The following is a 25,844-nucleotide window of genomic DNA, read 5'->3' on the forward strand; positions in this document are numbered from 1 at the left end:
CGATCAATAGCGGTCGGGGCGCGGGCCATCCAGCACATAGGGCACCACGCCGCGCTCGTTCTCCGGCACGTGCAGGGTCCTGTCCAGGGGCGGGAAGGCGCGCTGGGTGCAGTCGGTGCGCTCGCAGATGCGGCAGCTGACGCCGATCCGGGCGGCGGGGCCGTTCAGGTCCAGACCGGCGGCATAGACCAGGGCGCCCGCATGCTCGACCTCGCACCCCAGCGACAGGGCGTAGCGACGGTCGTTGGCCAGATAGGAGCCGCTGGGTTTGGACACGCTGCGGGCGATGGAGATGTAGCGCGAGCCGTCCGGCATCTCGGCCAGCTGGACCCCGATCCGGTCCGGCGCCGCGAAGGCTTCGTGCACGTTCCACAGGGGGCAGGCGCCGCCGAAGCGGGCGAACTGGAAGCGGGTGGCGCTGTGGCGCTTGGTGATGTTGCCGGCCATGTCCACGCGGGCGAAATAGAAGGGCACGCCGCGCCACCCGGGCCGTTGCAGGGTCGAGAGGCGGTGGCAGACCTGTTCGAAACTGACCTGGAAACGGGTGCGCAGCCGGTCGATGTCGTGCTTCTCCTCGCGCGCGGCCTCCAGGAAGGCGCGGTAGGGCAGCAGCAGGGCGCCGGCGGCGTAGTTGGCCAGACCGACGCGGGCCACGTCCCGCGCGGCGTCGGTGCGGAAGGCGGCCTGATCCAGCTCGGCTTCGATCAGGTCGCGGAAGGACAGCAGGGCCAGCTGGTGCGCCAGCTGGAACGACCGCGTCGCGCCGGGCTGCCAGGCGTCAAGCGTCAGTACGCGGCTGGCGGGATCGTAGCGACGCAGCGCCTCCTGACCCGCGACATAGGCGACGCGGACGCCGTGCGCCTGGCTCAGGGCAGACTCCAGCGCCCGCTCGATCTGGCCGTCCTGAACCAAGGTCGCCGCCAGCGCCTCGGCCGCGGTGTCCAGCGTGTCGATGTAGTTGTCGCGATAGTGGAAGAAGTCGCGCACCTCTTCGTAGGGCAACAGGGCGACACTGGCGCCGTGTTCATCCCGGCCCAGGGTGTCGTCCAGCGCCTTCACCCGCTCGTCCAGACGACGGAAGGTCTGATGCAGGGCCAGAAACTGGCGGGCCAGACGCGGGGTGTTGGCGACGGCCTGTTTCAGCTCTGCGGCCGTGGGCGGCTCGGCCTGACCTGCGATGTCGGTGGTCGCCTCGCGCAAATCGGCGATCAGGCGGGCGTCGCCCTCCAGATCGAACAGACTGGCGTCCACATGAAAGGCGCGGGTCAGGGCGATCAGGACGCGCGCGGTCGCCGGGCGCTGGTTGGTCTCGATCTGCGACAGATAGGACGGCGACAGGCCCAACCGCTCGGCGCAGGCCTCCAGCGTCCAGCCGCGCGCCTCGCGCAGCTTGCGCAGTTTGGCGCCCAGGAAAAGCTTCTCAGCCATTCGCAACTTTGCAGATCATATCGCCATCCTTTGCAAGCCCGCGCAGTTCCACACTTTTTGCAAAGTTGCGTTTGCCATTTTGCGATGAAGGCGCCACGCGTTCTTTGAACGAGAGGCGAAGATCCATCATGACTCAAGCCATCCTTGAAGAACTGGAGCGCCGTCGCGCCGCCGCCAAACTGGGCGGTGGGGAAAAGCGTATCGCCGCCCAGCACGCCAAGGGCAAGCTGACGGCGCGCGAACGCATCGACGTGTTGCTGGACGAGGGCTCCTTCGAGGAGACCGACATGTTCGTCGAGCACCGCAGCCACGACTTCGGCATGCAGGATCAGCGCATCCCCGGCGACGGGGTGGTGACGGGTCGCGGCACGATCGGCGGACGGCTGGTCTATGTCTTCTCCAAGGACTTCACCGTCTTTGGCGGCAGCCTGTCGGGCGCCCATGCGGCCAAGATCGTCAAGCTGCAGAAGATGGCCCTGACGACGGGGGCGCCGATCATCGGACTGTTCGACGCGGGCGGCGCGCGGATCCAGGAGGGGGTGGAGAGCCTGGCGGGTTACGCCGACATTTTCCTGCAGAACACCCTGGCCAGCGGCGTCATTCCCCAGATCAGCGTGATCATGGGGCCTTGCGCGGGCGGCGACGTCTATTCGCCGGCCATCACCGACTTCATCTTCATGGTGAAGGACACGAGCTACATGTATGTGACCGGCCCCGACGTGGTGAAGACGGTCACCAATGAGGTGGTCAGCCACGAGGACCTGGGCGGCGCGCGGGTCCATGCGGGCAAGTCTGGCGTGGCGGACGGGGCGTTCGAGAACGATCTGGAAGCCTTGTCGGAGGTGCGCCGCCTGATCGGCTTCCTGCCGCTGTCGAACCGCGAAAAGCCGCCGGTGCGCGAGAGCTATGACGAGCCCGAGCGGGACGAGCCGTCGCTGGACACCCTGATCCCGGCCAATCCGAACCAGCCCTATGACATGAAGGAGCTGATCCTGAAGGTGGTCGACGAGGCCGACTTCTTCGAGATCGGGGCCGACTTCGCCAGGAACATCATCTGCGGCTTCGGCCGGCTGGACGGTCAGACGGTCGGGATCGTCGCGAACCAGCCCCAGGTGCTGGCGGGCGTGCTGGACATCGATTCAAGCCGCAAGGCCGCGCGGTTCGTGCGCTTCTGCGACGCCTTCGACATCGCGCTGGTGACCCTGGTGGACGTGCCGGGCTTCATGCCGGGGACCAAGCAGGAGTATGGCGCCCTGATCAAACATGGGGCCAAGCTGCTGTTCGCCTATGCCGAGGCGACGGTGCCGAAACTGACCCTGATCACGCGCAAGGCCTATGGCGGCGCCTATGATGTGATGAGTTCGAAACACCTGCGCGGCGACGTCAACTACGCCTGGCCCACCGCCGAGATCGCGGTCATGGGCGCCAAAGGCGCGGTCGAGATCATCTTCCGCAAGGAGGCCGGCGATCCCGAGGCCCTGGCCGCACGCGAGGCCGAGTACAAGGACCGGTTCGCCAACCCCTTCGTGGCGGCGGGGCTGGGCTACATCGACGACGTCATCATGCCGCACGGGACGCGGCGGCGGCTGGTGAAGGCGCTGCGGACGCTGAAGAACAAGGTCCAGGAGAACCCCTGGAAGAAGCACGACAATATTCCGCTGTGAGCGATTTCCCGACAGAAACCGCAAATGTTCTGTCCCCTTCTCAACAGAAGGCGATAAACGTCTATGGCGAGATCATCGCTGAAGCGAGAACTCGAACGAGCTCTATTCCTCAGTTTGTTGAATGTGAATCAAGCATTCCTCCCGTCTTGCGATTGGAGGCGTGCGTTCTTCAGCTTCGAATAATTTGCGAGCTGATTGCGCTCGGGTGTCTCGTTGCACACGGCGACCTAGAAGAGGTGAATACCTCTCGCCTTCAGAAGGCGTATGAAGCTGATTTTATCGTAAATTCATTAGAGCGGCTGCATCCAGATTTTTATCCGGTGCCACACTCCATCGAGAATGATCCAGAGGAAAACTCTGAAGGAATTTTCTTCAGATATACGGAAAAGACTGAGCCGTTTTTGACCAAGGACGGTTTGGTGAAGCTGTATCGCCGAGCGGGTTCGATTTTGCACCGGGGCAGTGTGAAATCTTTGCTTTCGGATCCAATTTCAGACGAAGACTTGTTGAAAGAAATCCATTCTGCACACAGCCAATTGGTTGAGCTGCTTTCTGCTCACCACGTCATGACCCGTGACCGTTCTACCGTGATCGTGTGCGCTGTCGCCGAAGATGGCGGAACGCACATCGCGCTCGCCGGACGAATGCCTTTCGGCGGATGCTCGTGTTTTAACCTTCTGATTGCTCAGTCTTAGTGGACCGGTAAGGCTCAAAATGTTCTCCAAAATCCTCATCGCCAACCGGGGCGAGATCGCGGTTCGGATCATCAAGACCTGCCGCCGCATGGGCATCAAGACGGTGCAGGTCTATTCGGAGGCCGACGCCGGGTCGTTGGCGGTCGAGATGGCCGACGAGGCGGTGCTGATCGGGCCGGCGCCGGCGGCGCAGTCCTATTTGCTGGCGGACAAGATCGTCGAGGCGGTGCGCCAGACGGGGGCGCAGGCCGTGCATCCGGGCTTTGGCTTCCTGAGCGAGAATGCCGGATTCGCGCGGCGGCTGAGGGACGAGGGGATCGCCTTCATCGGCCCGAACCCCGAGGCCATCGAGGCTATGGGCGACAAGATCAGCTCCAAGAAGCTGGCGGCCGAGGCGGGGGTCTCGACCGTGCCGGGCCATATAGGCCTGATCGAGACGCCGGACGAGGCGGTCAGGATCGCCAACGAGATCGGCTATCCGATCATGATCAAGGCCTCGGCCGGCGGCGGCGGCAAGGGCATCCGGGTGGCCCATTCGGACGCCGACATGGCCGAGGGGTTTGCGGCGGTGAAGGCCGAGGCGTTGAACGCGTTCGGCGACGACCGGGTCTTCCTGGAGAAGTTCATCGTCGATCCGCGCCACATCGAGATCCAGGTGCTGGGCGACAAGCACGGCCATGTGGTCCACCTGTTCGAGCGCGAATGCTCGATCCAGCGGCGCAACCAGAAGGTCATAGAGGAGGCGCCGAGCCCCTTGCTTGACGAGGCCACCCGCGCCGCCATGGGGGCGCAGGCCGTCGCCCTGGCCCAGGCGGTGAACTATGACTCGGCCGGCACGGTCGAGTTCGTCGCCGGTCAGGACAAGAGCTTCTACTTCCTGGAGATGAACACCCGGCTGCAGGTCGAGCATCCGGTAACGGAGCTGATCACGGGCGTCGATCTGGTCGAACAGATGATCCGTTCGGCCTGGGGCGAGACGCTGGCCTTCGAGCAGAAGGACCTGAAGATCGACGGCTGGGCCATCGAGAGCCGCATCTACGCCGAGGATCCGTATCGCGGCTTCCTGCCGTCCATCGGGCGGCTGGTTCGCTATGAGCAGCCGGAGGAAGGCGATCAGGGGGACTATACGGTCAGAAACGATTCCGGCGTCCGCGAGGGCGACGAGATCAGCATGTTCTACGATCCCATGATCGCAAAACTGTGCGCCTGGGGCGAGACGCGTGAGGCGGCGGTCGAGGGCATGGCCCGCGCGCTGGAGGACACCCACCTGTCGGGCCTGGGCCACAATGTGCCCTTCCTGGCGGCGGTGATGGACCAGGACCGGTTCAAGTCGGGCAATCTGTCGACCAGCTACATCAAGGATGAGTTTCCGGACGGCTTCCACGGCCTGAAACCGACGCAGGACCAGGAGCGCATCCTGATCGCCTCGGCGCTAGCCATGCACGAGGTCATCGCCGAACAGGACGGCGATCCGTCGGACCGCACCGAATGGATCGTGATGATCGACAAAACGCCGCACGGCGTCGGCCTGTCCTATGACGAGGATGAGGAGATGATCCTGACCCTGACGGGCGGGGGCGACATCCGCCTGTCGGACATCGACTGGCGGCCGGGTCTTGCCCAGTTCAAGGCCGATCTGGACGGCGAGCCCTTCACCGCTGAGGTCAAGCGCGTCGCCGACGGGTTCGACATCCGCCACCGTGCGGCCAAGGCGCGGGTGCGGGTGCTGCGGCCCCATGTCGCCGAACTGTATGCGCGCCTGCCGGAGAAGGTCGCGGCGGACACCTCCAAGATGGTGCTGTCGCCGATGCCGGGTCTGGTGGTCTCGATCCCGGTGGTCGTGGGCCAAGAGGTCAAGACCGGCGAGACGGTGGCCATCATCGAGGCCATGAAGATGCAGAACATCCTGAAGGCCGAGCGCGACGGGGTTGTGAAGGCCGTCGGCGCCAAAGACGGGGATCCGGTGGCGGCGGATGACGTGCTGGTGGAGTTCGGGTGATGAAGAACCCCTCCGTCTCTCCGCTTCGCTCCGAGCCACCTCCCCATTGCATGGGGAGGAGACAGGGGGGTGTTGCGTTTCCTCCCCACGTAGTGGGGAGGGGGACCGCGGAGCGGTGGAGGGGCTCTTCATGCCGCACGGGTGGGGAGGGCTGCGCATGACCTTCCCCACCCCCACGCCGCTCGAATGGCGCGAGGCGGCCCAGAAGGCGCTGAAGGATCGGCCGATCGAGTCGCTGATGCATCTCGACGCCGATCAACTGGTGACGCGGCCCCTGTATGCGGGCGCGACGGGCGTGCAGCCGATCTTCGCCCCTCGTCCGTCCGACTCCGAAGGCCGGGCCTGGGATCTGCGGACGCTGGTGGAGGGCGACGATGCCGAAGCGGTCAACGCCGCCGTCCTGAGCGATCTGGAGAACGGCGCGGCCTCGGTGGTGCTGAAGGGGCGGGTGCTGGCGGATTCCGCGCCCCTGGGCCGGGCGCTGGAAGGCGTGGCGCTGGAGCTGGCGCCGGTCGCGTTGGATGCAGGGATCGACGGGCCGGATGCGGCCAATGCCCTGGCGGTCGTCGCCAAGGGCTCGCCGCGCGCCCAGCTGCGGTTTCATATGGACCCGGTCTCGGCCTTCGCCGAGGCGGGCGGGGCGCCGCGTTCTGTGGAAGAGCATCTGAGCCTGGCGGCCAATACGGCGGTGCGTCATGCGGGCGCCTATCCCGACGCGACCTTCTTCCTGGCCAGCGGCCGGGTCGCGCACGAGGCGGGCGGATCGGCGGCGCAGGAGCTGGCCTTTGCGGCGTCCAGCGTCGTGGCCCATGCGAAGGCGGCGGTGGAGGCCGGGATGTCGGTCGAGGCGGCTTTGCGCGGCATCGTCGTCGGCCTGTCGGTCGATGCGGAATATTTCGACAGCCTGGCCAAGGTGCGAGCCATGCGGCTGATCTGGGCCAGCCTGACGAAAGCGTTCGACGTGGATGTTCCGGCGGTTATCGAAGCGCGCTCGTCACGGCGGATGCTGTCGGCGCGCGACCCCTGGCCCAATCTGCTGAGGCTGACGGCGGCGGGGTTCGCCGGCGCGGTCGGGGGGGCGGACGTGGTGGTGCTGGACGGCTTCACCCGCGCCTCCGGAACGTCCGACGCCTTCGCCCGGCGTCAGGCAAGGAACACCCAGCTGGTGCTGATGGAAGAGGCCAATCTGGGCCGGGTCGACGATCCGGCCGCGGGGTCCTGGTACCTAGACGCCCGCACCCGCGATCTGGCCGAGGCCGGCTGGGCCGAGTTCCAGATGATCGAGGCCGAGGGCGGGTTGGTCGAGGCCCTGAAGGGCTCGGTCATCCAGCCGCGTATCGCCCGCGCCCGCGCGGTCCGCGAAGCCGCGCTGACGAACGGCGCGGCGCAGATCATCGGCGTGACCAAATATGTCGATGCGGACGTGCGGCCGGCGCCGGTCGAGGCGGGCGATGAGGCGGCCGTGGCGGTCGAAAGAGTGTGCGAGCCCTTGGCTCCGATCCGGTTTGCCGCGGCCTTCGAGGAGGCGGCTCAGTGAGCTTTCCAGACTTCAGCAAGATCGCCCTGAACCTCGATGCGACGGGGCGGGGGCCGATGCGCGATCCTTGGTTGACCCCCGAGGGGCTGACGGTCGAGACCGCCTATGGTCCCGACAGCACGGACGCGCTGGATCATCCGCATGGCCTGCCGGGGTTCGCGCCGTTCGTGCGTGGTCCTTATCCGACCATGTATGCGGGCAATCCCTGGACGATCCGGCAATACGCCGGATTCTCCACCGCCGAGGAGTCCAACGCCTTCTATCGCCGCAACCTGGCGGCCGGTCAGAAGGGGCTGAGCATCGCCTTCGACTTGGCGACGCACCGGGGCTATGACAGCGACCACCCGCGGGTGAAGGGCGACGTCGGCATGGCGGGCGTGGCCATCGACAGCATCTACGACATGCGCACCCTGTTCGACGGGATCCCGCTGGACCAGATGTCGGTGTCGATGACGATGAACGGGGCGGTGCTGCCGATCCTGGCCCTCTATGTCGTCGCGGCGGAAGAACAGGGCGTGCCGCACGCCAAGCTGACCGGGACCATTCAGAACGACATTCTGAAGGAGTTCATGGTCCGCAACACCTACATCTATCCGCCCGAGCCCTCGATGCGGATCATCGCCGATATCTTCGCCTGGACGGCGCAGGAGACGCCGAAGTTCAACTCGATCTCCATCAGCGGCTATCACATGCAGGAGGCGGGAGCCTCGGCGGATATCGAGCTGGCCTACACCCTGGCGGACGGGATTGAATATCTGCGGGCGGGCGTCGCGGCGGGTATGCCGATCGACCGGTTCGCGCCGCGTCTCAGCTTCTTCTGGGCCATTGGCATGAACTATTTCATGGAGGTGGCCAAGATGCGCGCCGGCCGCCTGCTGTGGGCCGAGGCGGTGCGCAAGGAAGGCGGGGTCGATCCCAAGTCGCTGTCGCTGCGCGCCCACTGCCAGACGTCGGGCTGGTCTCTGGCGGCTCAGGACGTGTTCAACAATGTGCCCCGCACCATGGTCGAGGCCATGGCGGCGGCGGGCGGCCAGACGCAGAGCCTTCACACCAATGCGCTGGACGAGGCCCTGGCCCTGCCCACCGACTTCTCGGCCCGGATCGCGCGCAACACCCAGATCCTGTTGCAGCAGGAGACGGGGCTGACGCGGGTGATCGATCCTTGGGGCGGCAGCTTCTATGTCGAACGGCTGACCCACGAACTGGCCGAACGGGCGCGCGCCCATATGGCCGAGGTCGAGGCCCTGGGCGGCATGGCCAAGGCGATCGAAGCCGGCATCCCCAAGCTGCGGATCGAGGAGTCCGCCGCCAAGACCCAGGCCCGGATCGACACTGGCCAGCAGACGGTGGTCGGGGTGAACAAATATCTGAACCCCGTCGTCGACGACATTCCGATGCTGAAGGTCGACAATGCGGCGGTGCTGGCCGCCCAGATCGACAAGCTGAAGCGCCTGCGCGCCGAGCGGGATCAGGCGGCGACCGATGCGGCGCTGAACGCCCTGACCGAGGGGGCGCGCGGGAACGCAAACCTGCTGGAACTGGCGGTTCAGGCGGCCCGCGCCAAGGCGACGGTGGGCGAAATCTCCGACGCGCTGGAGGCCGCCTTCGGCCGCCACGTGGCGACGGTCCAGACCGTGTCGGGCGTCTATGCCAAGGAGGCGGGGACCGACGCCCGCTTCGCCCGCGCCCGCGAGATGGTTGCGACCTTCGTCGAGAATGACGGCGGCCCACCGCGCATTCTGATCGCGAAGCTGGGCCAGGACGGGCACGACCGGGGCCAGAAGGTCGTCGCGACCGGATACGGCGATCTGGGCTTCGACGTCACGGCGGGCAGCCTGTTCCAGACGCCGTCCGAGGCGGCTCAAGAAGCGGTCGAGAAGGGCGTTCACGCGGTCGGCGCATCGTCGCTGGCGGCCGGGCATCTGACGCTGGTGCCCGAGCTGAAGGCCGAGTTGGAGAAACTGGGCCGGCCCGACATCATGATCGTGGTCGGCGGCGTGATCCCGCCGTCCGACGTCCAGCCTCTGCTCGATATGGGCGCGGCCGCCGTCTATCCGCCCGGTTCGGCCATCGCCGATACGGCGGTCGACCTGGTCGAGAAGCTGAACCAGCGTCTGGGTTACGCCCAGCCCGCCCCTGACAAGGACAAGTCATGATCGGCGCCCTGAACCACGTCGGCGTCGCCACGCCGTCCATCGCCGACTCGATCAAACTGTATCGCGATATCCTCGGCGCGACGAAGATCGGCGAGCCGTTCGACCTGCCGGCGCAAGGCGTGAAGGTCTGTTTCGTGGATACGCCGACGGCTCAGATCGAGCTGATCGAACCCTATGACGAGACCAGCCCCATCGTCGGCTTCCTGGCCAAGAATCCCAAGGGCGGCCAGCACCACGTCTGTTTCGAGGTCGCCGACATCCACGCCGCCGTCGCCGAAATGCGCGCCAAGGGGGTGACGATCCTGGGCACAGGCCAGCCGCGCATCGGGGCGCACGGGACGCCGGTCGTCTTCCTGCACCCGCGTGACATGGGCGGCGTATTGATCGAGCTGATGGAGACGCCGAAAGCGGGGCATTAAGCGGAGCCTTTGGTCAGGTTGGGCCGTTGAAGGCGAAACCAGAGGACATGACATGATGTCGCACCGCCTAACCGCATTCGTCGCCATCGCCGCCTTGGCCGGCGCCGCAGCCTGCTCTCGCACCCAGCCCGAACAGCCCGCCGCCCCGGTCGAACCGTCGGCCGCGCCTGCATCCGATGCGCCCTCGATCGGTTATGCCTGCGAAAGCGGCGCGACGCTTCAGGTCCAGTATGTCGACAGCGACAACGCCAGGCTGACCCATCAGAACCAGAACTATGCCTTGCGTTCGGTGCAGGCCGCCAGCGGCGCGCGCTATGTCGGCGGCGGGGTGGAATGGTGGACGGCGACGCGTGATGGACAGGAGAGCGGCACGCTGAGCCGACTGGGTCCGGACGGCACCACAGGTGTCGCGGTGCTGGAGCGCTGCTCGCGGCCGATCCCCGGGGCGGATGCGACGCCCGGACCGCTGCCGACGCCAGGTCAGACGCCGACCGAGGCGACCGGCGGGGTCTTGCCCGCTGCGCTGCCCTGCAAGGGGCCGCAACTGACGCTGGCGGCGGGCGACGGGGATGCGGGCGCCGGAAATCGGGTCACCAACTTCAGTCTTCAGAATATCGGAAGCCAGGCCTGCAGCCTGACCGGCTATCCGACAGTGACCTTGCAGGACGCGCGCGGACGCACCCTGTCGTCCATACGCGCCGAACAGAGCCCCGGAAGCTATTTCCGCCAAGGCCAGGCCCCGACGCCGGTCCAGCTGGCGCCCCGCGCCAAGGCCTATTTCGAAATGGCCTGGAGCGTCGTGCCCAACGAAGCCATGCAAAAGACCTGTCCCGACGCGGCCACGATAAAGGTCACGGCGCCCAGCGATACCGCCGCCGTCAGCCTGCCGTTCTCGTTCAGCCCCTGCGGCGGTCGCATTCGCGTCAGTCCGATCCGGGCCGAGGCCAACCCGGCCCCGGCGACCTGAGGCGGGTGGAAACCGATCGAAAATCGGCGTAGGTCGCGGCTCATGACCCAGAGCTTCTACGACCGCGTCGCCGGCGAACTGTCCGAGATCGACGCCCAGGGCCTGACCAAGCCCGAACGCATCATCGCCTCGCGCCAGGGGCCTGTGATCCAGGTCGCCGGCCGCGACGTGCTGAACTTCTGCGCCAACAACTATCTTGGCCTGGCCGGCGACGAGCGCGTGACCCAGGCCGGAATGGCGGCGCAAGCGAAGTGGGGCGCCGGCACCGCGTCCGTGCGCTTCATCTGCGGCACGCTGGAGATCCACAAGGAGCTGGAAGCGGCCATCGCCGCCTATCTCGGTTTCGAGGACGCCATCCTGTTCGCCGCCGCCTTCGACGCCAACGGCGGTCTGTTCGAGCCGCTGCTGGGCGAAAACGACGCCATCGTCTCCGACAGCCTGAACCACGCCTCGATCATCGACGGGGTGCGGCTGTGCAAGGCCAAACGCTATCGCTTCGCCAACTCCGACATGGACGAGTTGGAAAGCCGGCTGAAGGAGGCCCGCGCGGCCGGCGCCCGCGACATCATCATCGCCACCGACGGCGCCTTCTCAATGGACGGCTATATCGCCAAGCTGGACGAGATCCGGGCGCTGGCCGACAAATACGACGCCCTGATCATGGTGGACGACTGCCACGCCACGGGTTTCCTCGGCATGCAAGGCAGGGGCTCGTTCGCCCATCACGGTGTCGAGGTGGATTTCGTCACCGGAACCTTCGGCAAGGCCCTGGGCGGCGCCATGGGCGGCTTCATCTGCGCCAAGAAGTCGGTGGTCGAACTGCTGAAGCAGCGGGCGCGGCCCTATCTGTTCTCCAATGCACTCGCGCCGGCCGTGTGCGGGTCCAGCCTGGAGGCCATCCGCATCGCCCAAGGGACGGAAGGCGATGCGTTGCGCACCCGTCTGTCGGCCAACGCCCATCGCTATCGCGGGGCCATGTCGGACGCAGGCTTCACCCTGCTGGACGGCGAGCATCCGATCATCCCTGTCATGCTGGGCGACGCCAAACTGGCGCAGGATTTCGCGGCGCGGGCGTTGGAGCTGGGCGTCTATGTGATCGGGTTCTCGTTCCCCGTCGTGCCGCGCGGCCAGGCCCGCATCCGCACACAGATGTCGGCGGCCCACACCTTCGACCAGATCGACCGTACGGTCGAAGTGTTCACCCAGGCGGGCCGGGAACTCGGCGTCATTTAGCCCTTTTCGCGCGCCATCGACGAAGACCAAGCGGCGAGGAGGCGTGGGGCCTCAGCCGCAGGTTTCGGGATGAACCCGGAGCCACGATTTCAGGGAGTTAAGACTATGACCGACACGATGAAGGCCTTGGCCAAGACCGCGCCCGGCGTCGGCCTGGAACTGATCGACGCGCCGATTCCCGAGGCGGGACCGGAGGATGTGCTGATCCGGGTGCATCGCACGGCCGTCTGCGGCACCGACATCCACATCTGGAACTGGGACGAGTGGTCCCAGAAGAACGTTCCGACCCCGATGATCACCGGCCACGAGTTCGCCGGGGAGATCGTCGCCATCGGCAAGGACGTGGATCGGCCGCTGAAGATCGGCCAGCGCGTCTCGGCCGAGGGCCACGTCATCGACCTGAACTCGGAAGCCGCCCGCGCCGGCCATTTCCACCTGGACCCCAAGACGCGCGGCATTGGCGTGAACCGTCAGGGCGCCTTCGCCGAGTTCGTGGTGGCCCCGGCCTTCAACGTCATCGAGCTGCCGGACGATGTGCCCTATGAGATCGGCTCGATCCTCGATCCGTTCGGCAATGCGGTTCACACGGCCCAGCAGTTCGACCTGCTGGGCGAGGATGTGCTGGTCACCGGCGCCGGCCCGATCGGTATGATGGCCGCCGCTGTTGCCCGCCACGCGGGCGCGCGCACCGTGGTCCTGACCGACATCAACGACTTCCGGCTGGAGCTGGCGCAGAAGGTCGCGCCGGGCGTTCGCACCGTGAATACGACCAAGGAAGACATCCACGATGTCATGAAGGAACTGGGCCTGAAGGTTGGCTTCGACGTGGCGCTGGAGATGTCGGGCTCGCCCATCGCCTTCAAACAGTGCGTCGACACCCTGATCATGGGCGGCGGCATGGCGCTGCTGGGCATTCCCGGCAAGCCGATGGAAACCGACTGGGGCGCGATCATTCTGAAGGCCCTGACCATCAAGGGCGTCTATGGCCGCGAGATGTTCACCACCTGGCGCAAGATGCTGGGCCTGCTGAAAGCCGGCCTGGACCTCAGCCCGCTGATCACGCACCGCCTGGGCTACGCCGACTACCGCGAAGGCTTCGAAGCCATGAAGTCGGGCCAATCGGGCAAGGTCGTGCTGGACTGGGACAAGGCGGCCTGAGAGACGAATGCTGCTGATCAGACAGCCAGCAGCTGTTTGATCAGGGCCTTTTCAAACCCCTTGGTCTCCGACCCCGGCAAGGCCTTGCCGATCTCGCCGCTTTCGAACAGGGCGAAGACCTTGGGGTGGACGTAGGACGCACGGCAGACGGTAGGGGTGTTGCCCAAGAGGCCGGCGACGGCCTTGATGCAGACGGTGATCTTTCGCTTGGCGTCGGTGGGCGAGGTCGGGGCCTCGGTGTCGCGCAGCGCCCGCGCTGCCGAGACGGTGCCGGCCCAGGTGCGGAAGTCCTTGGCCGAGAACTGCTCGCCCATCGCCTCGCGGATGTAGGCGTTCACGTCGTCGGAATCGACCGGGCACAGCGCGCCGTCGGCCGCGCGGTATTTGAACAACTGCTGGCCGGGCAGACCTTCCAGCTGCCGCACGACCTTGGCCAGGCGGCGGTCCTTGACGCTGACGCTGTGATCCTTGCCGCTCTTGCCGCGAAACTCGAACGTCAGGGCTGCGCCATCCACGTCGATGTGGCGCTTGTGCAGGGTCGTCAGGCCGTAGCTGCGGTTCTGTTTGGCGTAGATGGAGTTGCCGACCCGGATCAGGGTGATCTCGAGCAGGCGCACGGCGGTGGCCAGCACCTTGTCGCGACAGACGCCGCGAAGGGCCAAGTCGTGTTCGACCTTCTCGCGCAGTTTCGGCAGGTTGCGCGAGAAAGCGGGCAGCTTGTCGAACTTGTTCTCGGAGCGGGCGGTGCTCCAGTCGTTGTGATAGCGATATTGTTTGCGGCCCTTCACGTCCCGGCCGGTGGCCTGGATATGGCCGTTTGCCTTGGGACAGATCCAGACGTCGGTCCAGGCGGGCGGAATGGCCAAGGCGCGGATGCGGGCCAAGGTCTTGGCGTCCGTGACGGTCTTGCCCTTGGCGTCGCGATACGACCAACCCTTGCCGGCGCGGCGGCGCGTCAGGCCCGCGAACTCGTCGCTGCAATAGCTGAGGCCTTGAGGGACTTCGGCGGCGATGTCGAAGGCGTGCGATCCGTCTGCCATCACCCGTTCGCCTTTTCGAGGCGCTCATGCAGCCGTTTGATCCAGCGTTCGGCCGGGTCGCCACCCCACAGCAGCCAGGCGATATAGCCGGCCGAAGGATCGGTGCGGCTGCCCCAGCCCTTGCCGTCCTTGTCCACGGTGTGGCGGGCGAAGTAGCTGTAGATGTCCTTGATGTCCTTGTCCGAGACGGGCTTCTGGTCCGCCAATTGATGGGCGCGGCGTACGCCGACCTCGGTGCCGCCCCGGTCGTGCTTGTCGCGCAGGTCGAGACCGCGCTTGGCCTGGGTCGCGACGCCCTTGGGCGGCTTGCGTTGCGCGTCGGTCAGGGTGGTTTTGGCGGCCATCGCATCTTTCCGTACAAGGACTTAGGCCGAACGCCGTGTCTGGCGCGCGAGTTCCGCTTGACCGCGCGGGCCGGGCGCGAGACGAGGCGGCATGAACTATCGCCACAGCTTTCACGCCGGAAACTTCGCCGACCTGGTCAAGCACGCCCTGGTGCTTTGGCTGGTGAAGGCTAGGCAGGCGGCGGGGCCGGTGACGGTGTTCGACACCCATGCGGGGGCGGGGCTGTACGATCTGACGGGCGATGGCGCGCGGTCCAGGGAGGCCGAGGCCGGCGTGGCGCGGCTGATGTCCGCCGACGGGCGGACGACGCTGATGGATGCGCTGGCGGGCGAGGTCGCGGTGCTGAATCCTGAGGGCGGGGCGCGGTTCTATCCGGGGTCGCCGTTGCTGATCGCGGACGCGCTGACGCCTGGCGGTCGGTATGTCGGGTTCGAGCTGAACCCGCCGGTGCGGGCCATGCTGGCCGAGGCGCTGGCGGGGCGCGCGAACGCCGAGGCGCGCGAGGGCGACGGCTATGCCGCGGTGGCGGCGGAGGCGGCGAAGGTGCGCGGGCCGCTGGTGCTTATCGACCCGCCTTTCGAAAAGCCCGACGACTATATCCGTTCGGCCGAGACTGCGATTTCGGTGGTCAGGCGTGATCCGACGGCGACGGTGGTCATCTGGACGCCGCTGAAGGATCTGGAGACCTTCGACGGCTTTATTCGGCGGCTGCAAGGCAAGGCAGGTCCGACCCTGGTCGCCGAGGCGCGGCTGAGGCCGCTGACCAATCCGATGAAGATGAACGGCTGCGCCATGGTGGTGGTCAATCCGCCGGCGGGCGCGGAAGCGGCCGCGGCCGAGATCTGCGGCTGGGTCGCGGGGGCGCTCGGCGAGGCGGGCGGACGGGCCGAGGTCTGGACCTTCTGACCGCAGTCACTAGGTTGGTTGCATGACGCGTATCGCCATTCTGGAAACCGGACATCCGCCAGATCATCTGAAGGACGACTTCGACGACTACCCGGCGCGGTTCCGGGCCCTGCTGGGCGAGGGCGTGCCGACGACGCGGTTCGACGTGCAGTCGGGGCAACTGCCTGAGGATCCGTCGGTCTTTCAGGGAGCCATCGTCACGGGGTCGGCGGCGGGGGTCTATGACGACCTGCCGTGGATCCCGCAGTTGATCGACTGGCTGAGGGCGGCGCGGGGGCGGACGCGGCTGGTCGGCATCTGTTTCGGGCATCAGGCGCTGGCCCATGCGTTCGGCGGGGTGGTGGAGAAATCGGACAAGGGCTGGGGCGTGGGTCTGCACCGCTATGACGTGCGCGAGGATGCGCCGTGGATGCATCCGCGTGCGCGGACGATCGCCATTCCCGTGTCGCACCAGGATCAGGTCGTCGCGGTTTCGGACGATGCGCGGGTGATCGCGTCCAGCGGGTTCACGCCGTACGCCGGCCTGGCCTGGGGCGACGATGCGATCTCGTTTCAGTGCCACCCGGAGTTTCAGCCGGACTATGCGGCGGCCCTGATCGAGGGACGGCGCGGGGCGCGCATCCCGCACGATGTGGCGGATCAGGCGATCGACAGTTTGAAGCGGCCAAACGACCGGGCGGTGCTGACGGCCTGGATCCGCGCCTTCCTGCTGCTGACCCCGCCGCCAGTCGAGGATGACGGCAGCGGGATCTAGAGGCCCAGCAGCCGGATCAACGCCAGCGCCAGCACCACCAGAGCGCCCAGTGACAGGATGACGGCGGCGACGACGCGGCCGCCGGCACGGGCGACGGCGCGAATGTCGGTCTGGAGACCCAGGGCGGCCATGGCGACGACGGTCAGCAGGCCCGAGGCGGCGGCCATGGGCGCGAGCGCAGCCTGCGGGATTAGGTCAAACGAGCGCAGGCCGATCATGACCAGGAAGCCGATGATGAACCAAGGGAGCAGGCGCGACAGGCCGGGCTTTGCGGTGCTGGGCGCGCGGTCGCGGAAGATCAGCGACAGGGCGAGGATGACAGGACCCAGCATCAGCACCCGCACCAACTTGATCACCGTGCCGGTTTGCGTGGCGACCGCGCCGAAGGGCGCGGCGGCGGCCAGAACCTGCGGCACGGCATAGACGGTCAGTCCAGCCAGGGCGCCGTATTGCAGGCCGTTCAGATGGATCAGGCCGCCCAGCAGGGGCAGGGCCAGAACCACGATCACGCCGAGCACGGCGGTGAAGGCGATGGAGGCGGCGACCTCTTTTCCATCGGCGTCGATGACGGGGGCGACGGCGGCGATGGCGGAGTTGCCGCAGATGGCGTTGCCGCAGGCGACCAGCAGGGCCATGCGTGGGTTCAGGCCCAGGGCGCGACCGACGCCGAAACCGACGACGATGGCGAGCGCGACCAGGGCGAAGATGCCCAGGACGAAGCCGACGCCCAGCGATGACAGGGTGGCGGCGCTGACCGAGGCGCCGAGCAGCACCACCGCGACCTCCAGCAAGATCTTGGCTGAGAAGTCGATCCCGGCCTTAAACCGCGTATCAGGCGTCCAGGCGGTGCGGACGGCGGCGCCCAGCAGGATGGCCAGCACCAGCGGCTCCAGCCAGACATGGCCGATCACGTCGCGCTCGATGCTGGTCAGGCCGATGGCCGCAAGGGTGACTAGCAGGCACAGCATGACGCCGGGCCGGATTTTGCGCGCGAACGCCGTCGCCGACGCCAGAGTGGGCGCGTGAAGCGGGGCGGGCAGGGCGGCGGACTTCATCATCGAGCGTGATGCGCCTGCCCTCGACGGCGGTCCAACGGATAGTTATGGTCGTTCCAATCCGATTTGGAGATCAATCGTGACCTTGGAACGCCTGCGTATCTTCGTCGCCGTCGCCGAGCGCGACCATGTGACGGCGGCGGCGAGGGCGCTGAACCTGACACAGTCGGCCGTGTCGAACGCCCTGGCGGCGTTGGAAACCGAGCATGATGTGCGGCTGTTCGATCGGGTCGGGCGGGGCGTCGTTCTGAACGAGACCGGCCGCGCCTTCCTGCCCGAGGCCAAGGCGGTGCTGGCGCGGGCTGCGGCGGCCGAGGCGGCGCTGGCGGACATGAGCGCCCTGCGGCGCGGGCGGCTGGCGGTGTTCGCCAGCCAGACCATCGCCAGCTACTGGCTGCCGCGCCGGCTGGTGGATTTCCACACGGCCTATCCTGGCGTCGAACTGGCGGTCGAGATCGGCAACACGCGCGAGGCGGCGCAGGCGGTGCTGAGCGGCGCCGCCGAGATCGGCCTGGTCGAGGGGGCGGTGGACGAACCGGCCCTGTCGCAGGTTCAGGTGGGGTCGGATCGGCTGGCCGTGCTGGTGACGCCGGACCATCCCTGGGCGACGCGACGTCGGCTGGAGGCCAAGGATCTGGCGGGCCAGCCTTGGGTGTTGCGCGAAGTCGGCTCTGGCACGCGGTCGACGCTGGAGGCGGCGGTGCGGGACATGGGGATTGACCCCGCGACCTTGTCGGTATCGATGACCCTGCCGTCGAACGAAGCCGTGCTGGCGGCGGCCGAGGCGGGGGCGGGAGCCACGGCGCTGTCGGAAAGCGTGGCCTATGCGTCGGTGGCGGCCGGACGGCTGGTGACGGCGCCCTTCACCCTGCCCGAGCGGCCGTTCCGCCTGTTACGACACCGCGAACGGTATCGCAGCCGGGCCGGCGACGTATTCGTCGAGGCGATGGGCTAGGGCCACTTCACCACCGGCGGCATGGACGACAGGATCGAGTCGACGTTGCCGCCCGTCTTCAGTCCGAACATGGTGCCGCGGTCATACAGCAGGTTGAACTCGACGTAGCGGCCCCGGCGGATCAGCTGTTCCTCGCGCTCCTCGGTCGTCCAAGGCTCGGCCATGCGGGCGGCGACAATGCGCGGATAGACGTCCAGGAAGGCCAGGCCGATGTCGCGGGTGAAGGCGAAGTCGCGGTCATAGTCGCCGCTGTCGTGATGATCGTAGAAGACGCCGCCGGTGCCGCGCGGCTCCTTGCGGTGCGGCAGGTAGAAATACTCGTCGCACCAGGCCTTGTATTTGGCGTGCCAGGTCGGGTCGTGGGCATCGCAGGCGGCCTGCATGGCCGCGTGGAAGGCGACGGTGTCGGGGTGATCCTGACGACGATCCGCCATTAGCACCGGCGTCAGGTCGCCGCCGCCGCCGAACCAGCTCTTCGTCGTGGCGATGAAGCGGGTGTTCATATGAACGGCCGGAATGCGCGGGCTGACGGGGTGGCAGATCAGGCTGATCCCCGTCGCGAAGAAGCGCGGATCGACGTCGGCGCCGGGCACGTTCCTGGCGTAGTCGGCGGGAAAGGCGCCATGCACGGTCGAGACGTGGACCCCGACCTTCTCGAACAGGCGGCCGTGCATCATGCCCATGACGCCGCCGCCGCCCTCGGGCCGTTCCCATGCCGTGCGCACGAAGCGGCCGGGCTCGCCGGGGAACAGGTCGGCGGGGGCTGCATCCTCCAACGCCTCGAAGGCGGCATGGATGCGGTCGCGCAGATGTTCGAACCAGGCGCGGGTCTCGACCTTCTTCAGGTCGAGCGGATCGGAGAAGACGGCGTCGCTCATGGCGCGCTTGAACCACGTCGCGGCGGCGGCGTCATCCGGCGAGGTTGTCATAAGCAGAATCGCGGGCGCTAATGGCAGCCTGCCGTTTTCAGGAAGCCCGCCCATGATCCGCCGTCTCGTCTCCGTCGCCGTCGCCTCGCTCGCGCTGGGAGGGGCGGTCCAGGCCCAGGACGCCGATGAGGCGCTGGTGATGGAGATTTTGAAGACCACGCCGCTGATCGACGGGCACAACGACCTGCCGTGGGCGCTGCGACAGCAATATGGAAACGACGTTTACGCCGTTGATCTGACGAGGAATCTGGCGGCATCGACCAAACTGCATACTGACATCGCGCGCCTGCGGGCCGGGGGCGTCGGAGGGCAGTTCTGGTCCGTCTATGTGCCCGCCAGCCTGACGCCGCTGGAGGCGGTCGAGGAAACCTTTGAGCAGATCGACACGGCCAAGCGCATCATCGCCGCCCATCCCGACACCTTCGGCCTGGCGACCACGGCGGACGAGGTGGATGCGGTGTTCAAGTCGGGCCGGATCGCCAGCCTGATCGGGATGGAGGGCGGCTATTCGATCGACGATTCCCTGGCCCTGCTGCGGGAGTTCTACCGGGCCGGCGCGCGCTACATGACCCTGACCCATTCCAAGACCACGACCTGGGCCGACAGCGCGACGGACGCGCCGAAATGGGGAGGCCTCAGCCCGTTCGGCGAGGCGGTGGTCAAGGAGATGAACCGGCTGGGCATGATGGTCGACCTCAGCCACGTGTCCGAGGAGACGATGCTGGACGCCATGCGCGTGTCCGATGCGCCGGTGATCTTCTCCCACTCCTCGGCGCGGGCGGTCACTGATCATCCGCGCAACGTGCCGGATCGGGTGCTGCGGATGATGCCGCAGGACGGCGGCATCGTGATGATCAACCTGGCCCCCGGTTTCGTGTCCGAGGCGGTGCGGGCCTGGAACGGGGCCAAGGCGGGCGAGGAGGCGCGGCTGAAGACCCTGAACCCCGGCGATCCCGGCGCGGTCGAGGCCGGGCTGACGGCCTGGACCGCCGCCAATCCGACGCCTCAGGCGACCCTGGCCGACGTGGTGGCGCATATTCAGCACGTGCGTGAAGTGGCGGGCATCGACCATGTCGGCCTGGGCGCCGACTTCGACGGCATCGGCAGCCTGCCGGAAGGCATGGGCGGGGTGGACGCCTATCCACGCATCCTGGCAGCCCTGATGGCGGCGGGCTGGACCGAGGCCGACATCCGCAAGATCGCCGGCGAGAACCTGCTGCGGGTCATGCGGTCGGTCGAGGCCGTGGCGGCGTCAAAGTCCGGCGAACGCCCGTCGATGGCGCGGCTGGAGCCCGCTTCGGCTCAGAACTGACCGACGGCGCCCGTCTGGCGCAGGCCTTCCCAAAGGGCGATTCCGGCGGTGACGGACAGGTTCAGCGAGCGGGCGTCGGGCCTAAGCGGCACGACGACACGCGCGTCGGCGGCGGCATGGACATAGTCGGGGGCGCCGGCGCTTTCCTTGCCGAACAGCAGGGTGTCGTCAGGCTGGAAGACGAAATCGGGCAGGGGCGTGGCGCCCTTGGTCGTAAGCAGCACCAGACGCCCGGCCGGACGATCCGCCTGGAAGGCCTCCCAGTCGGCGTGGCGGGTCATGTGGGACAGCGGGCCGTAGTCGAGGGCCGCGCGCTTCATGGCGCGGTCGTCGAAACGGAACCCCGTCGGCTCGATCACATGCAGATCGACGCCGAAACAGGCCGACAATCGGATGCAGGCTCCGACGTTCTGAGGAATGTCCGGTTGAAAAAGGGCGAGACGCATTCTAAGGCCTGACATACGCGCGGCGAGGGGGTTTGTCGCGGTCTGTTTGCGAGCGTTTCGCAAGAAACGTCAGCAGCTTGCGTCCAACGCGGCGCAAGTCACGGGCCGTCGGGGATTCCCGGCGTCTTTTGTTGGTTCGTGCCGTGGCTGGGGACGCCCTTGGGGGTCTTCTGCGGCGTTCGAGAGGTGGAAACGTGGCCGAATCGGTCGTGCATACGGAAGACGGTCATAGCCCTGAGGGCGGTGATCCCAATCGTCGGGACTTTATTTACATCGCGGCGGGCGCCGCAGCGGTCGGCGCGGGCGCCATGATCGCATGGCCGCTGATCAACCAGATGAATCCGGCGGCCGATACGCTGGCGCTGGCGTCGATCGAGTTCGACCTGACCAAGGTTCAGGAAGGCCAGCAGGTCGTCATCAAATGGCAGGGCAAGCCGGTGTTCGTGCGTTACCGTACCCCGGCCGAGCTGCAGAAGGTCATCGCGGACGATCACGCTCCGGACCTGAAACAGCCCCAGACCGACGCCGAGCGCACCAAGCCGGGTCACGAGAAATATCTGGTCGTCATCGGTTCGTGCACGCACCTGGGCTGCGTGCCGACCTTTGGCGCGGGCGATTACGGCGGCTGGTTCTGCCCCTGCCACGGCTCGCACTACGACGCTTCCGGCCGCATTCGTAAGGGGCCGGCGCCTCTGAACCTGGTGGTGCCGGAATACGATTATCTGTCCGACACCCGCGTCAAGATCGGCTGAGGACCAAGGGGGAATCATGAGCGATCACGAGAGCACCTACGTCCCGAAGACGGGCGTCGAGAAGTGGCTGGACACCCGGCTGCCGATCATCCGTTTCGGCGCGGACTACATGTCCCTGCCGACGCCGCGGAACCTGAACTACTGGTGGACCTTCGGCGGCATCCTGGCCCTGTGCCTGATGACGCAGATCGTCACCGGCATCGTCCTGGCCATGCACTATACGCCGAACGTCGATCTGGCCTTCGCCTCGGTCGAGCGCATCATGCGCGACGTGAACGGCGGCTGGCTGATCCGTTATGTCCACGCCAACGGCGCGTCGATGTTCTTCATCGCCGTCTATCTGCACATGCTGCGCGGCCTCTACTACGGCTCGTACAAGGCGCCGCGCGAGATGATCTGGATCATCGGCTGCGTGATCTTCTTCCTGATGATCGCCACCGCCTTCCTGGGCTACGTCCTGCCGTGGGGCCAGATGTCGTTCTGGGGCGCTGAAGTCATCACCAACCTGATCGGCGCCATCCCGGTGCTGGGCGAGCCGATCCTGATCTGGCTGCGCGGTGGGCCGGCGATCGACAATGCGACGCTGAACCGCTTCTTCTCGCTGCACTATCTGCTGCCGTTCGCGATCCTGGGCTGCGTCGTGCTGCACCTTTGGGCGCTGCACTCGGCCGGTCAGAACAACCCGGTCGGCATCCTGATCCCGAAGGATCGGGAGAAGAAGGACACGCTGCCCTTCCACCCGTATTTCACTGTCAAGGACGGCTTTGCGATCATCCTGTTCCTGATCCTGTTCGCCATCTTCGTCTTCTATCAGCCGAACGCGCTGGGCCACGCCGACAACTACATCCCGGCCAACCCGCTGCAGACGCCGGCGCACATCGTGCCCGAGTGGTACATGCTGCCCTTCTACGCGATCCTGCGCGCCATCCCGGACAAGTTCGGCGGCGTGGTGGCGATGTTCAGCGCCATCGGCGTGCTGTTCGTCCTGCCCTGGCTGGATACGTCGAAGGTGCGCTCGATGCGCTATCGCCCGACGATGCGGACCTTCTTCATCATCTTCCTGGTGGTGGGCGTGGGCCTGGGCTGGTGCGGTGGTCAGCTGCCTGACGCGCCGGTGATCGGGTCGTTCAAGACCTTCACTCTGATCGACGGCGACCTGAACTCCTACCTGTGGCTGACGCGGGTCTTCACCCTCTACTACTTCGTCTTCTTCCTGATCATCATGCCGTTGGTCGGGTTGAAGGAGCAGCCGCTGCCGATCCCGGCGACGATCTCCGAGCCGGTCCTGACCGGCGCCGGCGCCGTCGAGCACAAGGTCTGAAAATCATGACGATTGGAATGAAGACCGTGTCGTTCAAGACGATCATCGCCTCGGCCGCGATTGCGCTGGGTCTGTTGAGCGCGGCCGCTCCCGCCATGGCGGCGGGCGCTGCGGCCCATCCGCGCTCGGGCGGATTCAGCTTCGAAGGGCCGTTCGGCACCTATGACCAGGGCCAGCTGCAACGCGGCTACAAGGTCTATCACGAGGTCTGCGCCGCCTGTCACAGCATGAACCTGATGCACTATCGGAACCTGGGCGACCGTCATGGGCCGTTCTGGAATCCGAAGTATCCGAACCCGAACGACAACCCCGTCGTGAAGGCTCTGGCCAAGGAAAACCAGGTCGGCGACATCGACAGCGAGACCGGCGAGGCGATCCAGCGTGACGCCACGCCCGCCGACAAGTTCCGCGCCCCTTATCCCAACGCCACGGCAGCGGCGGCGGGCAATGGCGGCGCCGCGCCGCCCGACCTTTCGGTCATGGCCAAGGCCCGTCACGACGGCGCGAACTACATCTATTCGCTGCTGTCGGGCTACAAGGCCGCGCCGGCCGGCCTGCAGATCCGCGAGGGTCAGCACTACAACCCCTATATGGCCGGCGACCTGACGCCGTTCTGGACGGGCGACCACAAGGACGTTCCGCCCGGCGGCTTCATCGCCATGCCGCCGCCGCTTCAGAACGGTCAGGTGACCTATGACGACGGCTCGCCGCAGACGGTCGATCAATACGCCAAGGACGTCGCGGCCTTCATCGCCTGGACGTCCGAGCCGAAGATGGTCGAGCGCAAGCAGGCCGGTTTGGGCGTGATGATCTATCTGCTGCTGTTCGCCGGCATCACCTATGTCGCCTACCGCCGCATCTGGAAGGGCGTCGCCCACTAAGGGCTACGCTGCGGGATCGAACTCGTAAGCCCGCCAAGGTTCGCCTTGGCGGGCTTTTTCGTTTGCGACGAAAGGTCCGGGACGCAGCATCGACAGGGAGAAGTTCGCCCCCTAGGGTCGCGTATCGTTTTCGGCTGTGGGGCCTTTAGTTCATGCGTCTTGTCTCTTCTTTCGCCGCCGTTCTGTTGGCGAGCGCCGCCTTGTCCGCCTGCGCCACGGCGGCCAATCCCGCTGCGGTTCACACCGTCCCGACTTTCGATGCGGCGCGGATCTCGCAGGACATCAAGACGCTGTCGGACGACAGCTTTGAGGGCAGGGGCATCGCCACACCGGCCGAGGAAAAGGTCATCCGGTATCTGAGCGAAGGCTACGCTGCCGCTGGGTTTGAGCCGGGCGGGCCGAACGGCCAGTGGACGCAGAACGTGATCCTGAACCGCTTCACCCAGTCCAATGTGCGCGCTTCGCTGAAGCTGGGCGACTGGACCCTGCCGATGACGCAAGGGCGCGAGGTCGCCATCTCGACCCGTCGCCCGGCCGAACACGTCAGCCTGAAGGACGCCCCGCTGGTCTTCGTCGGCTATGGCATCAATGCGCCCGAGCGGCAGTGGAACGACTTCAAGGGCCAGGACCTGCGAGGCAAGATCCTGGTGGTGCTGGTCAATGACGCCGACTTCGAGGAGCCGGCGCTGAACACCTTCGGCGGTAAGGCCATGACCTATTACGGCCGCTGGACCTACAAATACGAAGAGGCGGCCAAACAGGGCGCGGCGGGCGTGCTGATCGTGCACGAGACGGCGCCGGCGTCTTACGGCTGGCAGACGGTCGCCAACTCCTGGGGCGTGTCGCAATTCGACATCCTGCGCCAAAATGCGGCGGCGGAGCGCGTGCCGATGGAGGGCTGGATCCAGCGTGACGTGGCGGTCGACCTGTTCCGTCGCGCGGGTCTGGATTTCGACGCGCTGAAGGTCCAGGCGCGCAGCCGTGACTTCCAGCCGGTCGCCTTGCCCGGCGCATCCTTCTCGACCGAGTTCGACGTGGCCACCAATCAGGTCACCAGCCACAACGTCATCGCCCGCCTGCCGGGCGCGACTCATCCGGACGAGACGATCCTCTATACCGCCCACTGGGATCACATCGGCATGGGCGAGCCGGATGCGACCGGCGACCGCATCTTCAACGGGGCGGTGGACAATGCCTCGGGCACGGCGGGGCTGCTGGAACTGGCGCGCATGTTCGGTCGCGCGCCGCGCACCGAGCGCTCGATCGTGATGATCAGCTTCACCGGCGAGGAAAGCGGCCTGCTGGGCTCGGAATACTATGCGGTGAACCCGGTCTATCCGCTGGCCAAGACGGTGGGCGGGTTCAACATGGACTCCATGAACGTCTATGGCCGCGTCACGGGGCTGGGCGTCACCGGATATGGCCAGTCGGACTTCGACGAGCGTCTGGCGGCGGCGGCCCAGCCGCAAGGGCGAGCACTGGTCCCGGACTACGAGAATGCGGCCGGCACCTATTACCGTTCGGACCACTTCCCGCTGGCCAAGCGCGGCGTGCCGATGGCCTATGCCGGCAGCCGGGGCGAATTCCGCGACGAGCCGATCGCCGCGCGCGAGGCGGCGCGGTCGGAATACGGCGCCAAACGCTATCACCAGGCGGCGGACGAATGGTCGCCCGACTGGGACTACAGCGGCATGATCGAGGACCTGACCGTCTTCTACGATGTCGGTCGCGCCCTGGCGAACGGTCGCGACTGGCCGCAGTGGAAGTCGGGCTCAGAGTTCGCGCCGGTGCGCGCCACGACCGCGTCCGAACGCCGCTAGTCTTTTCACACATCAAGATGGGGCGGGGAGGAATCTCCACCCATTTGCCATTTCGCCTGTCGAGTCAGTTCA

Annotated in this window: 24 protein-coding genes; 17 read left to right on the plus strand and 7 right to left on the minus strand. The window is 66.7% G+C overall.

What is annotated here, in order from left to right:
- Positions 1 to 3: 3 nt before the first annotated feature.
- On the minus strand, positions 4 to 1,428 hold the full coding sequence (locus AC3WRC_RS02410; RefSeq protein ID WP_492302774.1) for a helix-turn-helix domain-containing protein: 1,425 nt from the start codon (positions 1,426 to 1,428) through the stop codon (positions 4 to 6).
- Positions 1,421 to 1,558, minus strand: coding sequence for a hypothetical protein (locus AC3WRC_RS02415; RefSeq protein ID WP_153923009.1), 138 nt, complete (start codon positions 1,556 to 1,558; stop codon positions 1,421 to 1,423). Before AC3WRC_RS02415 ends, AC3WRC_RS02410 begins: the two co-directional genes overlap by 8 nt.
- Between AC3WRC_RS02415 and AC3WRC_RS02420 the strand changes: the two genes are divergently transcribed.
- The 9 genes from AC3WRC_RS02420 to tdh all read left to right on the plus strand — a co-directional run bounded on the left by AC3WRC_RS02420 (position 1,557) and on the right by tdh (position 13,256).
- Positions 1,557 to 3,092, plus strand: a complete 1,536-nt coding sequence (locus AC3WRC_RS02420; RefSeq protein ID WP_492302775.1) for an acyl-CoA carboxylase subunit beta — start codon at positions 1,557 to 1,559, stop codon at positions 3,090 to 3,092. The genes AC3WRC_RS02415 and AC3WRC_RS02420 overlap by 2 nt on opposite strands.
- Positions 3,089 to 3,787: a hypothetical protein gene (locus AC3WRC_RS02425; protein WP_492302776.1), complete on the plus strand. Its 699-nt coding sequence runs from the start codon at positions 3,089 to 3,091 to the stop codon at positions 3,785 to 3,787. Before AC3WRC_RS02420 ends, AC3WRC_RS02425 begins: the two co-directional genes overlap by 4 nt.
- A 19-nt stretch (positions 3,788 to 3,806) precedes the next feature.
- The gene (locus AC3WRC_RS02430; RefSeq protein ID WP_492302777.1) at positions 3,807 to 5,786 is read left to right on the plus strand and encodes an acetyl-CoA carboxylase biotin carboxylase subunit; all 1,980 of its coding nucleotides are present in this window, start codon (positions 3,807 to 3,809) and stop codon (positions 5,784 to 5,786) included.
- Positions 5,787 to 5,943: 157 nt separating this feature from the next.
- Positions 5,944 to 7,323: a methylmalonyl-CoA mutase family protein gene (locus AC3WRC_RS02435; protein WP_492302778.1), complete on the plus strand. Its 1,380-nt coding sequence runs from the start codon at positions 5,944 to 5,946 to the stop codon at positions 7,321 to 7,323.
- Positions 7,320 to 9,479 carry a methylmalonyl-CoA mutase gene (gene scpA, locus AC3WRC_RS02440; protein WP_492302779.1) on the plus strand — a complete coding sequence of 720 codons (2,160 nt, stop codon included), beginning with the start codon at positions 7,320 to 7,322 and terminating at the stop codon, positions 9,477 to 9,479. The genes AC3WRC_RS02435 and scpA overlap by 4 nt, the downstream gene beginning before the upstream one ends.
- Positions 9,476 to 9,898, plus strand: a complete 423-nt coding sequence (gene mce / locus AC3WRC_RS02445) for a methylmalonyl-CoA epimerase (protein WP_492302780.1) — start codon at positions 9,476 to 9,478, stop codon at positions 9,896 to 9,898. The genes scpA and mce overlap by 4 nt, the downstream gene beginning before the upstream one ends.
- A gap of 52 nt (positions 9,899 to 9,950) precedes the next feature.
- Positions 9,951 to 10,865: a DUF4232 domain-containing protein gene (locus AC3WRC_RS02450; protein WP_492302781.1), complete on the plus strand. Its 915-nt coding sequence runs from the start codon at positions 9,951 to 9,953 to the stop codon at positions 10,863 to 10,865.
- Between the two features lie 42 nt (positions 10,866 to 10,907).
- Positions 10,908 to 12,098 (plus strand): glycine C-acetyltransferase, encoded by a 1,191-nt coding sequence (locus AC3WRC_RS02455; RefSeq protein WP_492302782.1) that lies wholly within the window; start codon positions 10,908 to 10,910, stop codon positions 12,096 to 12,098.
- 105 nt (positions 12,099 to 12,203) lie between these two features.
- Entirely contained in the window at positions 12,204 to 13,256 is a 1,053-nt protein-coding gene (tdh, locus tag AC3WRC_RS02460; RefSeq protein ID WP_055807997.1) for an L-threonine 3-dehydrogenase, read from the plus strand.
- 17 nt (positions 13,257 to 13,273) lie between these two features.
- Here tdh and AC3WRC_RS02465 read toward each other — a convergent pair whose 3' ends face one another.
- Positions 13,274 to 14,296 carry a DNA topoisomerase IB gene (locus AC3WRC_RS02465; RefSeq protein WP_492302783.1) on the minus strand — a complete coding sequence of 341 codons (1,023 nt, stop codon included), beginning with the start codon at positions 14,294 to 14,296 and terminating at the stop codon, positions 13,274 to 13,276.
- Complete coding sequence (locus AC3WRC_RS02470) at positions 14,296 to 14,640, minus strand: hypothetical protein (protein WP_492302784.1); 345 nt, start codon at positions 14,638 to 14,640, stop codon at positions 14,296 to 14,298. The genes AC3WRC_RS02465 and AC3WRC_RS02470 overlap by 1 nt, the downstream gene beginning before the upstream one ends.
- A gap of 91 nt (positions 14,641 to 14,731) precedes the next feature.
- Between AC3WRC_RS02470 and rlmJ the strand changes: the two genes are divergently transcribed.
- Complete coding sequence (gene rlmJ, locus AC3WRC_RS02475) at positions 14,732 to 15,547, plus strand: 23S rRNA (adenine(2030)-N(6))-methyltransferase RlmJ (protein WP_492302785.1); 816 nt, start codon at positions 14,732 to 14,734, stop codon at positions 15,545 to 15,547.
- A 22-nt stretch (positions 15,548 to 15,569) separates the two neighbouring features.
- Positions 15,570 to 16,301 (plus strand): glutamine amidotransferase-related protein, encoded by a 732-nt coding sequence (locus AC3WRC_RS02480; protein WP_316409499.1) that lies wholly within the window; start codon positions 15,570 to 15,572, stop codon positions 16,299 to 16,301.
- Here the strand turns inward: AC3WRC_RS02480 and AC3WRC_RS02485 are convergent.
- Positions 16,298 to 17,359 (minus strand): YeiH family protein, encoded by a 1,062-nt coding sequence (locus tag AC3WRC_RS02485; protein ID WP_492302786.1) that lies wholly within the window; start codon positions 17,357 to 17,359, stop codon positions 16,298 to 16,300. The genes AC3WRC_RS02480 and AC3WRC_RS02485 overlap by 4 nt on opposite strands.
- Positions 17,360 to 17,435: 76 nt before the next feature.
- Between AC3WRC_RS02485 and AC3WRC_RS02490 the strand changes: the two genes are divergently transcribed.
- Complete coding sequence (locus AC3WRC_RS02490; RefSeq protein ID WP_316409501.1) at positions 17,436 to 18,311, plus strand: LysR family transcriptional regulator; 876 nt, start codon at positions 17,436 to 17,438, stop codon at positions 18,309 to 18,311.
- On the opposite strand, the gene hemF is transcribed toward AC3WRC_RS02490, so the two are convergent.
- Positions 18,308 to 19,189, minus strand: coding sequence for an oxygen-dependent coproporphyrinogen oxidase (hemF, locus tag AC3WRC_RS02495; RefSeq protein WP_492302992.1), 882 nt, complete (start codon positions 19,187 to 19,189; stop codon positions 18,308 to 18,310). The two genes, AC3WRC_RS02490 and hemF, sit on opposite strands and share 4 nt — an antisense overlap.
- A 103-nt stretch (positions 19,190 to 19,292) precedes the next feature.
- On the opposite strand from hemF, the gene AC3WRC_RS02500 reads away from it, so the two are divergent.
- The gene (locus AC3WRC_RS02500) at positions 19,293 to 20,552 is read left to right on the plus strand and encodes a dipeptidase (RefSeq protein WP_492302787.1); all 1,260 of its coding nucleotides are present in this window, start codon (positions 19,293 to 19,295) and stop codon (positions 20,550 to 20,552) included.
- On the opposite strand, the gene AC3WRC_RS02505 is transcribed toward AC3WRC_RS02500, so the two are convergent.
- Positions 20,543 to 20,998 (minus strand): tRNA (cytidine(34)-2'-O)-methyltransferase, encoded by a 456-nt coding sequence (locus tag AC3WRC_RS02505; protein ID WP_292078412.1) that lies wholly within the window; start codon positions 20,996 to 20,998, stop codon positions 20,543 to 20,545. The genes AC3WRC_RS02500 and AC3WRC_RS02505 overlap by 10 nt on opposite strands.
- A 194-nt stretch (positions 20,999 to 21,192) precedes the next feature.
- Here AC3WRC_RS02505 and petA point away from each other — a divergent pair, with 194 nt between their 5' ends.
- From petA to AC3WRC_RS02525, 4 genes are all read left to right on the plus strand, one after another.
- Positions 21,193 to 21,750, plus strand: a complete 558-nt coding sequence (petA, locus tag AC3WRC_RS02510; protein ID WP_045810115.1) for a ubiquinol-cytochrome c reductase iron-sulfur subunit — start codon at positions 21,193 to 21,195, stop codon at positions 21,748 to 21,750.
- A gap of 16 nt (positions 21,751 to 21,766) precedes the next feature.
- Positions 21,767 to 23,071: a cytochrome b gene (locus tag AC3WRC_RS02515; protein ID WP_039245598.1), complete on the plus strand. Its 1,305-nt coding sequence runs from the start codon at positions 21,767 to 21,769 to the stop codon at positions 23,069 to 23,071.
- A gap of 5 nt (positions 23,072 to 23,076) precedes the next feature.
- Positions 23,077 to 23,952, plus strand: coding sequence for a cytochrome c1 (locus AC3WRC_RS02520; RefSeq protein WP_200918537.1), 876 nt, complete (start codon positions 23,077 to 23,079; stop codon positions 23,950 to 23,952).
- A gap of 152 nt (positions 23,953 to 24,104) precedes the next feature.
- Complete coding sequence (locus AC3WRC_RS02525; protein WP_492302788.1) at positions 24,105 to 25,772, plus strand: M28 family metallopeptidase; 1,668 nt, start codon at positions 24,105 to 24,107, stop codon at positions 25,770 to 25,772.
- Positions 25,773 to 25,844: the final 72 nt, after the last annotated feature.

It is taken from the genome of Brevundimonas sp. EU05-FHT14B07 (genome assembly GCF_058790795.1).